Source organism: Paraplanobispora siamensis, assembly GCF_016863175.1.
Taxonomy (GTDB): Bacteria; Actinomycetota; Actinomycetes; order Streptosporangiales; family Streptosporangiaceae; genus Planobispora; species Planobispora siamensis.
In genome coordinates this window covers 1-11,534 of the sequence record NZ_BOOJ01000107.1, presented here as the reverse complement: position 1 = coordinate 11,534, position 11,534 = coordinate 1, and the positions used below count along the sequence as shown (strand labels likewise).

Here is an 11,534-nt window from a genome sequence, read left to right as displayed (position 1 = left end):
TCTAGCCCGCACGAACCTGACTAACACGATCCTTGTCGGCACGGATCTGGCCGATGCGGACCTGATCGGCGTGAACCTGACTGGCGCGATTTGGGAGAAGGGCACGTTATGGCCGAGGGCGGTCAAGAGAAAAATTCGTGCTGCGTCAGAGCCGCTAGCGGGTGGGCGAATGAGGGTGCGAGCCCAGGGGGGGCCTGAAACAACTTCGTTGCTGGCATGATCGGCGATTGCTGCCTTCACGCGGTACAGCTAGACCACCCGGTTGTATATCTTCTACCTCCTTTGAGGAGCGCAGCACCAGCACGGGCGGCCGGTCCGCTGGAAGGCCCGCCTGGGGACTATCCAAATTCTGCTGGGGACGATCGCCGGACAGCGCGGTAAGCTGGAGGAGGTGATCCACTACGGCCGCAGCGGGCTGGCGTTTTCGCGCCGGACGGCTGGCCTCATCGGCCGGGCGGCAGAGCTGCATGACGGGCTGGTGACCCGGTATCCGGATTGAGCCCGCCGTCCGGGAATACGGCGAGTTGATCCGTGAGAGCCGACGGGCCCTGCCCCCGCCGGATCACACCACGTTGTTGCCGTAGGGCGGGCGCCTTGGGCTGCGTTAATAGCCCTGCTGGCGCAGGTAGGCATGGCACGCGCCGCGCCGCACGTCATGAGCCGCAAACAGGCGATCACACTGGGCGTGCGCCGCTTGCGACATGCTGCCGTTCATCGGCGGGCGGGCCGGGCTCCGGGGCGGGGCGGCGCGCCAGGAGGTGCGCGGCCGGCTCGACGGCGAAGGTGGCGGCGGCGATTGCGCTCAGACTGGACCAGGCGGGCGCCCCGGTGATCCGGTCGGGCTCGCCGGGCGCGCTGCGCAGGTACTCCAGCGCGGCGCGCTGGATACGCCCCAGGCCGCGTGACACGCCTCCATCATCGCCGTGGCCTGCGAGCGAGTAAGACGCTGGCCAATTGAGCAACGAACACTTACGGCGCAGTACGGTCAGCGACCAGACACGTCCTTTACATCGTAGATTCGCAAGATGTGTCGGGCAGTGACTCGGTGGGCTTATATCGATGTCCCATGCGCGCGGTTAACGGTCTGGCCTGCGGTCGGAGTACTACCAGGGCGCGGCGATGAGGCTTAGCCGGCCCAGGTGATTTGGTAGACGTGCACGAGCTCGGTTTCCTCGTTGATCCGGTAGGCGAGCACGCCGACACCGCCGAAGACCGCGTGCCGGTGGGCGGGGTCGTCGGGGTCCGGGCTGCCGGCGCTGTGCGGATCGCGTCTGATCTTGCTCAGTGCCTCGAACAGGGCGTGGCCGGCCTCGGGCGGCAGTCCGGGGATGGCGGAGGAGGCGGTGATGTGGAAGGTCACCCGGTAGGGCACGTCAGTGCTGGCCCTCGGTCGCGACGAGCTCAGCCCATCCGGGGATGACGTCCTCGGCGGGGATGCCAGGGACTCCGGCGTCGGCGTCGGCGCGGGCCTGCGCATAGCTGGGGCTGGCGTACATGACGGCCCGCAGATGCCACAGCTTGAGGACCTCTTGGAGCTGGCGGTAGCGCCAGGTCTCATGGGCGGCGGCCACCATCGCCGCGCGGTAGTCGGCCAGGAACGCGGCATGGTGGCGCTCGTCCAGGCGATGCAGGATCTCGTCCGGGTCGTAGCCGGCGCTCTGCTCGACGGGCTGCGCGCTCATGGGTGGTCGCCCCTTTCGTCGCCGTGGCGTCCTGGGGCTCAGTGTACGACCGCCGGGGATGGACAGGCCTCCTCGTCCATCCCCGGCTCTGGTGGTCAGGGCGGCGGCGTCGTTCCGCCACAACCCATCCGCCGCCCGGTGGGGTCGTGGCCCCGGAGGACTGGGCGCTCCCGTGGGCCGATCCCTCCGATCGGCCTGGGAGGTCGACCCCGGGGCCACGACGTCAACCGGCAGGTCCCTGCAGCGGTCGGCCGCACACGGGGGGCGGCGCGGCCGGGGTGGGGTGGGAAGGACCAGGGACCTGCCGGAGCTTCATGTGCGCCGTCGGCGCGGCGCTTATACGGGCGTGGCATCGCGGTTCACCAGGACATCGGCCAGCATCAGCCGGCCGCGCACGAGCTCGGTCATGGGGCGGGTCTGCAGCTGGCGGCAGTGGACGGCCAGGCGGCGCGCGGCGCCGGCCGGCGTGGTGGCATACGTCCACAGTGGGCGTCGGCGCTGGGTGGTGGGCACCTGCCACCAGATGCGCCGGCCATCGGTGCGGGCCAGCAGGCTGACATAGACCGAGACGGCGGCCTCGCCGTCGATGATCGCGTGGGTGTCGGCGAGGATGTGATGTTCGCGGGCCAGGAGGTCGGCGAGTTCGGCAGCCAGGCGCTCAGCGGCGGTGGGCGAGCGCTCGACAGCAAGGCGCGGGGGCGCGGACACAAGGGGTGGCCTTCTGTTGGTGGATGACTGGCCGTGACCGTAGCGCGCCCCTGCGAGGTGGTTCTTCACGAAAATGAAGAACGGGCGAGGTTGCTCAGGTGGACAGGTTCATGCGGTAGGCCAGGCCACGCAGAACCTCCCCCACGGCGGTCCGCTGGCAGTGATCGACGAGGTCGGCGACGAGCTCGATAGCCAGCGGGTTGTGCCGGACGCGTTCCGGAGCGAGTTTCTCAGCATCGCGCAGGTGCAGGGCGGCCTGCTCGGTGTGCCGGCGCCCGAGCATGGCATGGGCGCGGGCGACCTCCATCAGCAGCGCCGCGCGCCGGTTGCGGCCCAGCGGGCGGGTATCGATCTGCGGGATCAGGGCCAGGGCCTGTCCGGGCCGTCCGGCCTCGATGTCCAGGGCGGCCCTCCACACCTGCACGTTGGCCGGGCCGAAGGACTGCCAGGCACCGACGCGCTCGCCCACCAGGCCGGCAACGCGCTCGGCCTCCTGCAGGTGGGCGCGCACCCCGGAGGCGCTGCCGTGGATCTGGTCGGCCAGCGCGGCGGTCAGGTGCAGCATGCCGTAGACCTGGTGGCCGAAGGCGTCACCGGCGCGCAGGTGGGGCTGGATGCGCTCGGCGGCCTGACCGGCCAGACGGACCGGTCGGGCGGTGCCGGCGCTCGGGCGGGCCAGGGCGCGGCCGAACCAGGCGGCGCCGATGTAGACCGGGTCGTCCAGCGCGGCGGCGGCCTGGCGGGCCCGGTCGGCGGCGATCCAGGCCAGATCGACGGCGCCCAGGTGGCGCACGCAAAATGCCGCGCTGGTGGCCAGCTCTACGATCAGGCGCAGCGCGGTCATGCGGTCGTCTTCGGTGCCGGTGGTGGCGTGGACGTGCAGCTCGGCCAGCACGGAGGCGGCCTGGCGGGTGAGGCTGGCGTAGTCGGCCTGGCGGCGGTAGCCGGCGATGGAGGCGGCGGTGAGCTCGGCCAGCACTGCCAAGGGCCGGGCGGGCACGTCCGGCGGGTCGTCCAGGGCCGTGTCATGCAGCAGGGTGCGCAGTTGCGCCACGCCTTCGGGCTCGGTGGCGATGGGGGGCCGGCTCTCGCCGAACAGATCGGCGGGGTCGACCTGCAGCGCGCTGGCCAGGGCGGCGATGTCGCTGCGCCGGTCCAGCGGGCGTAGGCCGCGTTCGACCTCCGACAGCCATCCGCTGGAGCGATTGCACAAGCCGGCCAGGGTCTCGATGCTTAGCCGGCGCACGCGCCGGGCTCTGCGGACTCGGTCGCCGATCCTGCGGTCGTGATCGTTGGGGGAGCGCATGAGGGTACCTCCTGCCAATGTCAGGCTACGCTCCGCGCTCGCCCCCGGCGGTCGACGCCACCGCGTCAGTAGCCCTGGCTGTGAAGGTAGGCATGACAGGCGCCGCGGCGGAAGTCCGTGGCCGCGAAAAGCCGATCGCATTGAGCGTGCGCGGCCGCCGGCAGGTTGCCGGCCGTCGGCGGGCGGGCCGGGCTCTGGTGCTGGCTGTCGCGCCGGGAGGTGCGCGGCCGGCTGTCGGTGCGCGGGCGGCTGGCCGGCCTCGACTCGCTGCGGGAGGTGCTGCTCTTGGTGCTCCTGACCGACGGCGAGGAGCGGCGCGGTGGTGCCGGCTGGGAGATGTGCGGCGGCCGGTACGGCTCGGCCAGCGGCACCGCGTGCACCGTGCCCTCGCGGCCGCCAGGCTCCTGCGGCGGCGTCTTCGCGCTCGGCGAGCTCGTCGGCGTGGCCTTCGGCGTCGGGGTCGGTGTCCAGCTCGACGGCCCGGCGGTCGGGTAGGCCAGGTACGGGCGGCCGGTGTCGGCGGGCTCAGACGTCACTGAGTGCCGTGGTGTCGGTGAAGAGGCTGAGCGAGGAGACGCGGTCTCAGCCTCAGACGCGGGAAGGGCCGTCCAGATACCGATGCCAGCGGCCGCAAGCAGCACCGCACCTGCAGTGACGGGGATGAGGTGCGAGCTCACGAAGGTGGTGATCCGCTGCCAGCGGGTCGGCGTCCAGCTCTGCCCGTAGAACTCGGGCTCGTCGAAATCACGTTGATCATTGACGGGGCCCGACGCGTTGGTGCCGGGCCCGGGGTCGGACAGAGTGAGCGGGGGAGCGGTGAATGGATCACGCCACCATCCGGCGGCCTCCTCCGGCGGCAAGGGCGAATCAGCCGGCATCATTCCCGACACCCCTTCAGTACTCACTTTAAGTATTCAGACGACTACTGTTTCACGCGATGAGGATCTCCGCGCAAGGTATTCCGCGGCCGGGACAAGCTGGGCGGAGCCTTTCCTGGCAGCGCTGCGGTCCAGATCTGTGATCATGTGAGACGGTGGCGTCCATGACTACTGCCACCGCTTCGAGCGGCGCACAGCCAGACACCGCCCGGCAAACCGACAGCTATGTGATCACCGTCGCCAACCAGAAGGGCGGCGTGGGCAAGACGATGCTGACCCTGTCGCTGGCGGCGCACACGGTCGCCGCCCATGGCCGCGCCTTGGTCGTCGATGTCGACCCGCAGGCCAACTCCTATGACCTGACCCGGGTGATGGACGATCCCGGCTATGAGGTGCTGCACGAGCTCGATCCCGTACAGCTGACCCAGATTCGCCAGCTGCGCGATTTCGACACGATCCTGGTCGACTGCCCTGGCTCCCTGGAAGGGCACGACGTGTTGGCCGAGGTGCTGGCCCGCAGCACGTATGTGATCATCCCCTACGACCACGAGCCCGAATCCATCATGCCCACCGTGCGCACGGTCGAGCGGGTCAAGGCCAGCGGCGTGCCCTACGCCGTGGTCGTCACCAAAGCCGATCCGCGCCTGGGCGCCGAATACATCATGGACGCCTGGCAGACGCTGCACAGCGCCGGCATTCGGCACTTCCGCTCGGCCATCCGGCTGTATCGCGCCTGGCCCAACAGTCTCAAAGCCGGCGTGCCGATCACCCGGTGGAATGAGCGCTACGCGCCCCGGTTGCGCGAGGACATCGCCAGCCTGCACACCGAGCTGTTGCTGGACCTGGGCCGCCGAGAGCTGGGGGGTCAGCGATGAGCGGCAAGGCGCGCCGCAGCATGGCCGACTTCCTGGCCCAGCAACGCGTCGTGGACACCTCCGCGGCCGCGACGCCCCTGGAAACCGTCCCGCCCGACCCGCAGCCGGCTACTGCGGAAGCACCGGTGGTGCCCGATCCGTATGAGGCGGTCGCCGAGGGCGCCTTGACCGAGCGCGAGCGGGCCGATCTGGCCACCTGCGAGGCCGCCCTGGACGTGCTGCGCATCGCCTTCACTCAGGCAGGCAAGGCGCTGCAGGTCATTCGTGATGCTCGGCTGTATCGGGACACGCACGCCACCTTCGAGGACTACGTCGCCGACCGCTGGCAGATGTCGCGCCCGCAGGCCTACCGGCTCATCAACGCCTGGCCGCTGGCCCAGCGTTTGTCTCCAATTGGAGACAAAGACCTGAACGAAAGCCAGGTGCGCGAGCTGCTGCCGTTGGCGGCCAAGCATGGAGCAGAGGCCGCGGAAACGGTGTATCGCACGGTCGTGAAGACCGACGGCGTGAAAGTCACCGCCCCGCTGCTCAAGGGGGCAGTGAGCATCCTGCCCCCCGACCGCTTCGACCCTGCCGAGGCCGCCGAGCAGATCCGCCGCTACCTGGCCGATGGCACCGGCCGGCAACACTCCCCGGCGACCGGTGCCGGCGATATCGTCTCGGCCTTCACCGTTGAGGTGGGCCGGCTACGGACCGCCCTACAGCGGCTCATCACCAAGGACCTGGTCAGCGGCGCCGCGGTCGAGAATCCCGATGAGGTAAAAAAGGCCGTCGCCGAACTACGCGCCCTGCTGGATGAAGTCGAGCAGAAAGCGCTGTAGGACCACGCCCGGCCGCCTCTCTTCACACACGAACCGGGCAGAGAGCCCGGTGCTGGTAGCACCGGGCGATCTCTCCCTGCACCTCTTGGCCGGACAGCGCCCCGAAAGGGGTAGCCGGGGCCTACGTGGATCACTCCCTGCGCCCGTGGGTCGGAGGGAGACCCCCGCACGCGGAGAACGTGCGAGGGCCTCGGATGATGGTCACCGGCTTTTCCCGAACTGGTGGTGGATGACGTGGGCACTCACGTCTGTCTCCGGCAGCTCGTCGGACATGTCGCCCTCGAACCCGGCGCCGACGAGCAGGACAGCCACGGCGGCACATCGGAGCGTGGTCGCCAAAGCGGCGGCCGCGGTAGGCAGCGCGCGCCTCATCTGCCACCGCTCCCCTGACAAACCGAGCACTTGGGATCAGTGCAGCTTGATGTGTCGATCTGTGCCATTCTGAGACTCCCTTCAAGGGAACCCCGGGGCGGTCTTCTTGGTCGTTGCTCGCCCCGGGGCCTTTTCGTGTCGGGGCTAATGTCCCGCTGATTGACACGCTCCTACGTGCCTAGGTACCTTGTCAACTAGTTCCCTAGTTAGTGATAGAGAACGGTGGCGAGGAAGCTACGTGACGAGCGAACTACGGCGTATTGTCCTGGTCAGCGCTATGGAGAGGCGCATGACCAGTGAGGAGCGCTGTGCGAGAGCGGAAGAAGGAGGGCGAGGCCAACGTGCAAGCGGCACCGGCGCCACCGCAAGAGGACACCCTGGTCGGGCTCGGCACAAAGATCCGGGCTACGACGAGGAAGCGTCTACGGCGCTACTCCGTAGACGCAGAGATCGAGATTCAAGAGATCGTCGAAGATGCCATCTCGACATACCTGGAGTCTCGCGGCTACTAACGACAGAACTTTCCCGAGCGACGGCGCTTGATCTTGGCGGAACGACCGCCGCCGCCCGGGTGACCACCAGAAAGGTGACTTCCCGATGTTCGGAATCAGCCTAAAGGGGCGCGGACGTCCTGACGACAACGGCCAGCGTGTGAACGGCTCGCCTGCGGCCGATGTCCCTCCTCTTTCGCCCTGGATTGACGAACCCGGCGTTCGTGAGATTCGCACGATCGTACGGCCGCCCCGCCCTGAGGGCTCGGCCAGGCTTGATCGCCTGTCCGGCCGACTGCTCGGCGGCGCGAGTCTTCTCATCTTCGCGGCGCTGGTGGGCGCTGCGATCGTCACCTACGCCTCACAGCTGCTCTTCGCCCAGCAGCACAACCACACCGGACCGGTGCTCACCGAGCTCGACCAGATCCGCGCCTTCATCGTGGCCGCGCTTCCCGATGTCGGGTGGATCGCCATGGCGCTGGTCGCCCTGGTGGCCGCGCTGCGCGGCCGCTCCAGCCTGCGGGCCCGGGTCGGCGTCCTGGTCTTCTTCGCCCTCTCCCTGGCCGCGCAGATTCTCTACGCTCCTCCGACTCCACAGGGCGTCCTGGTCGCGATCATCGCGCCGATCAGCCTGGCGTGGATGCTGGAAACGCTGATCATCGAGGTCCGGCGTTGGGCCGGTGACCGCCTCGGCGTGCCCATGGACGAAAGCCCGATCCTGACGGGCGTCCTCCTGTCGCTGGTCCGCGTCCTGCGCGCGGCCGTCCGACTGCTGCTGTGGCTACTGCGTTTGGTCTTCGACCGGCGCGGAACCTGGGCGGGCGTGCGGGAGTGGGTGCTTGATGTCGCGCCGCTGGCGCCGGGCCGCACCCGAGCCAGTCTGGAAGCGGCCGCGGCCATCGCCCAGGCCGGCACCGTGGAAGCGGCGGCCGAGCGGGCCCGCGCCGAGGCCCTAGCCGAGCTGGAGCAGATCAAGCAGGAGAACGCCCGTCAGGTGCAGGCATCGGCCGATGCCGCCGATCAGCAGATCAGTGCGGTCCGCGCCGAGATGGCGGAGCAGCTGGAGGCCGTCCGGCAGGCGGCGCGCGAGGATCTCGCCCGGGTCCAGGACGAGCATGCCGGGCAGCTTCGCCGACAGCAGGAGGAGACCGAGCGCTGGCGCCGCTCTGCACACGACCAGCTCGACCAGGCGCACGCCGCCCGGGATGAGTTGGCCGGTGAGCTGGACCGGGTCCGGGCCGACTATGACCGCCTGGTGGGCAGCTCAACGGCGAAGGCGCGCCTGATCGCCGCCTATGAGCAGCTCGGCGCCGTGGGAGATGCGCGCTGGATGGATCGTGACCGGGTCGGTGAGGTGGCCCGGGAGCTGTATGAGGGGGCGGGCCTGAAGTCGGACGGCACGGCGCGCGCCTACCTGTATGAGCACATCAACGCCGCGCGGGGGGTGAACGCGTGATGCGTCACCTGTATCCCGGTATGGGCCCGGCGTCACCGCAGCCCCTACGCGCGCCCTCACAGCAAATGTCACACCCGACGCGCACAATGACCCCCTGGGCTGTTTCCCCCGATGGCCTGGGAGGAGATGCGATGCACCGGGCCGATTGCGCGGGCGCCGTCACCACCGAGGCCCTCCCGCCCTCCTACCCCCTGATCCTGGGCGGCGAGGCCGTCGCGGCCGTGGCCGCCGGGGTCCCGCTGGTGAGTGAGATCGCGCTGTGGCCCTGGCCGGCGGTCGGGGCCGCGGCCTTGGTGGCGGCCGGGCTGATCAAGAGCCAGATCACCACCACGCCGCGCCGGCTGCGCTGGATCACCCGCCGGATGCGGGTGCGGCTGCGCTGGTATCCGGGCCCGGGATTCGCCACCCGCACCAAGCTGTATCTGCACTACGGGCGCCGCTCGGCCCGCACGGTCGCCAAGCACGGACGCAAGTCGCTGACCTGGTCCGATCGCCACTTCGGCCCGTGGAGCGAGTACGCGACCTTCCACGGCCGCGCCCAGGGCTGGCTGCACCGCTGGGGCGTCTACACCACCTTTGAGGACATCACCATCACCTTCGCGCCGCCCCAGGAGGGCAAGTCCCTCAAGGCAGCCTGCTCGATCGTGGATGCCCCCGGCCCGACCGTGGTGACCAGCATCCGTGGCGACCTCATCGCGCTGACCGCAGCGCTGCGTCAGGTCAAGGGCCGGGCCTGGGTGTGGAACCCCGAAGGAGTCGGCGACTACGACTCCAACATGCGATGGAACCTGGTGGAGGACTGCCAGGACATCGTCACCGCGGTCCGGCGCGCCGGCCACATGGTGGAAGCCTCCGAAAATCGGGGCCTGTCGGATGCGGACTTCTGGGCCGATCTGGCCTCCATGACGCTGGCCGCGATGATGCACGCGGCCGCGCTGGTCGGCGCGAACATGATCACCGTGTACGGCTGGATCCTGGACCGCTCGGATGAGCCGCTGCGCGTACTGGCCGCCCATCCACACAGCGATGACTCGGCCCTAACCCAGGTCAGCGCCTTCCTGCGGCTGGGCACCAAGACCCGCGACGGCGTGGTCACCACCTTGTCGCGGGTCTTGCGCTTCATGACCCATCCGAGCGTGGTCGACGCCTTGTGCCCGGTCGCCGGGCCCGGCTTCAACTTCGAGCGCTTCCTGCGCAGCAAGGACACGCTGTATCTGGTGTCGGGCACCAGCCAGGGCAGTCCGGTGGCGCCGTTGTTCTCGGCGATGCTCGCCGAGCTGGTGGAGCACGCCACCCGGCTAGGCTCCAAGACCATCCGCGCCGACGGGCAAAAGGTCTCCCGGCTGGATCCCCCGTTGAGCCTGGAGCTGGATGAGGCGGCCAACACCTCCCCCGTGCCGGTCGACCGGTGGGCCTCCTGGGCGGCCGGAAGCGGCATCCGCATCCACCTGTATTTCCAGTCCTACGCCCAAATCGTCAAGCGGTGGGGCGCAGAAGGCGCCAAGGCGTTGCTCGCCGCCGCCAAATGCAAGATCGTCTCCTCCTCGGTCGGCGAGGGCGAGCTGCTGGATCTGATGAGTCACCTGCTGGGCAAGGTGACCGTGCGCGACCGCGATCGGCGCATCCGCGACGACGACGGGCGCACCCGCTACGAACCGCAATACGACGACATCGACATCATCCCGCCCTCCGACATCCGCAAGCTGCCGCCCGGTCACGCGCTGCTGGTGAGCACCTCCGCCGATCCGACCATCATCCGCATGGCCAACATCCGCACCCGCCGCGACTACCAGCTGTGGGCCAAATCCGGCGCCGGCATCCGCGGGCTGCGGCCGGTCCTGCCCCGGCCGATTCCGGCGGCCATGCCGGAGCTGCTGCATAAGATCCGCTTCGAGATGGAGCGGCAGATGGACCCCCATCAGGTGCCACCGCCCCCGCTGGATGAGATCACCGGGCGGCCAGCCCGGCGCAATCCCTACGACCGACCCCGGCCGCTGCCCTCGCCTCCACCGGAGACGCGGCCCATGCCGCCCCTTCCCCAGGAGTGGAACCCCTGGCAGGACACGAAAGAGCATGACGAATGAGTGAGGACTACCTCGGCGACATCGGCCCGGACTCCCGGGCCGATGGCCCCGACGAGACGATGACGGCGCTGCTGGTGCTCAGCACCGAGCTCGGCCAGGCGCGCGCCGCGCTGGCCGCGCTCGACACCCGTCTGGAGGCGCTCGGCGAGCGGGCCAACCATCTGAGCAACAGGGTCGAGACGCTCACCGTCTTGTCGGCGGAGGTGCGGGGCCTGTCGGCCAGCGTCGCCAAGCTGCTGGACAAGCCGGCCACGGAGGAAGCGCCGTCCCTGCTGGTCGACCTGGCCCACATCCCGGCCGAACACCGCGCCGATGCGCTGGCCGAACTGGTCGACTGGGTGCGTGACGTGCTGTTCGTCGGCTGGCCCCATGCCCAAACGCTCCTCGAATGCTGCTGGCCCTACCATCCGGAGATCGTCAATGCTCTTCTGTGGCTGCGCGCCGCCTACCACGCCGCCTACGGTGAGGGGCAGGACAAAAGCCCGCACTGCGCGGCCGACTTCTACTTCTGGCTCCGCGACGTCCTGAAATGGGCAGACGAGCGCACCCTCAGCTGTTCCAATGCCCATGCGGGAAGGCCTCATCTGGTCGTGCCGGAACGGCGCGATGACACCCCCGCCCTGGCCCAAGCGCTACGCCGGGAGGTGCTGGCGGAGCTGTATGACGCCCTGCAACTCAGCAACGACCCGAAGGCCTCAACGGACGACGTGACCGCCGCCCGAGAGCGGGTCCGGTATCTGTCCACCCACCACGACATCAGCCGCCAGGAATACGACGAATACGCCCACCTGCGGCAATCTCCTACAAGCTCCTACTGACCGGGAAACACCTTAGGCCCGTACCACGGTGGTACGGGCCTAA

12 protein-coding genes are annotated in these 11,534 nt (G+C 69.4%); 7 read left to right on the top strand and 5 right to left on the bottom strand.

The annotated features are described in order from the left end of the window. A partial coding sequence (locus Psi01_RS42295; RefSeq protein WP_204069848.1) for a pentapeptide repeat-containing protein occupies window positions 1–220 on the top strand: 220 nt, incomplete at its 5' end. A 454-nt stretch (window positions 221–674) separates the two neighbouring features. Here the strand turns inward: Psi01_RS42295 and Psi01_RS42290 are convergent. From Psi01_RS42290 to Psi01_RS44365, 5 genes are all read right to left on the bottom strand, one after another. Further along, window positions 675–908, bottom strand: coding sequence for a hypothetical protein (locus Psi01_RS42290; protein WP_204069847.1), 234 nt, complete (start codon window positions 906–908; stop codon window positions 675–677). A gap of 218 nt (window positions 909–1,126) precedes the next feature. Further along, window positions 1,127–1,360 (bottom strand): hypothetical protein, encoded by a 234-nt coding sequence (locus Psi01_RS42285; RefSeq protein ID WP_204069846.1) that lies wholly within the window; start codon window positions 1,358–1,360, stop codon window positions 1,127–1,129. A gap of 13 nt (window positions 1,361–1,373) precedes the next feature. Then, complete coding sequence (locus tag Psi01_RS42280; protein ID WP_204069845.1) at window positions 1,374–1,682, bottom strand: DUF6247 family protein; 309 nt, start codon at window positions 1,680–1,682, stop codon at window positions 1,374–1,376. A gap of 336 nt (window positions 1,683–2,018) precedes the next feature. Continuing rightward, window positions 2,019–2,390 (bottom strand): hypothetical protein, encoded by a 372-nt coding sequence (locus tag Psi01_RS42275; protein ID WP_204069844.1) that lies wholly within the window; start codon window positions 2,388–2,390, stop codon window positions 2,019–2,021. A 94-nt stretch (window positions 2,391–2,484) separates the two neighbouring features. Continuing rightward, the gene (locus tag Psi01_RS44365; RefSeq protein WP_204069843.1) at window positions 2,485–3,696 is read right to left on the bottom strand and encodes a helix-turn-helix domain-containing protein; all 1,212 of its coding nucleotides are present in this window, start codon (window positions 3,694–3,696) and stop codon (window positions 2,485–2,487) included. Between the two features lie 165 nt (window positions 3,697–3,861). Here Psi01_RS44365 and Psi01_RS42265 point away from each other — a divergent pair, with 165 nt between their 5' ends. From Psi01_RS42265 to Psi01_RS42240, 6 genes are all read left to right on the top strand, one after another. After that, window positions 3,862–4,191, top strand: a complete 330-nt coding sequence (locus Psi01_RS42265; protein ID WP_204069842.1) for a hypothetical protein — start codon at window positions 3,862–3,864, stop codon at window positions 4,189–4,191. A gap of 547 nt (window positions 4,192–4,738) precedes the next feature. Beyond that, window positions 4,739–5,449 carry a ParA family protein gene (locus Psi01_RS42260; protein WP_204069841.1) on the top strand — a complete coding sequence of 237 codons (711 nt, stop codon included), beginning with the start codon at window positions 4,739–4,741 and terminating at the stop codon, window positions 5,447–5,449. Then, window positions 5,446–6,270 (top strand): hypothetical protein, encoded by an 825-nt coding sequence (locus tag Psi01_RS42255; RefSeq protein ID WP_204069849.1) that lies wholly within the window; start codon window positions 5,446–5,448, stop codon window positions 6,268–6,270. The genes Psi01_RS42260 and Psi01_RS42255 overlap by 4 nt, the downstream gene beginning before the upstream one ends. 969 nt (window positions 6,271–7,239) lie before the next feature. Continuing rightward, a complete protein-coding gene (locus Psi01_RS42250; RefSeq protein ID WP_204069840.1) occupies window positions 7,240–8,589 on the top strand; it encodes an HlyD family secretion protein in 1,350 nt (449 codons plus the stop codon). 131 nt (window positions 8,590–8,720) lie between these two features. Then, on the top strand, window positions 8,721–10,673 hold the full coding sequence (locus Psi01_RS42245) for a type IV secretory system conjugative DNA transfer family protein (RefSeq protein WP_204069839.1): 1,953 nt from the start codon (window positions 8,721–8,723) through the stop codon (window positions 10,671–10,673). Further along, window positions 10,670–11,491, top strand: a complete 822-nt coding sequence (locus Psi01_RS42240; protein ID WP_204069838.1) for a hypothetical protein — start codon at window positions 10,670–10,672, stop codon at window positions 11,489–11,491. The genes Psi01_RS42245 and Psi01_RS42240 overlap by 4 nt, the downstream gene beginning before the upstream one ends. The last annotated feature ends 43 nt before the right edge of the window (window positions 11,492–11,534 follow it).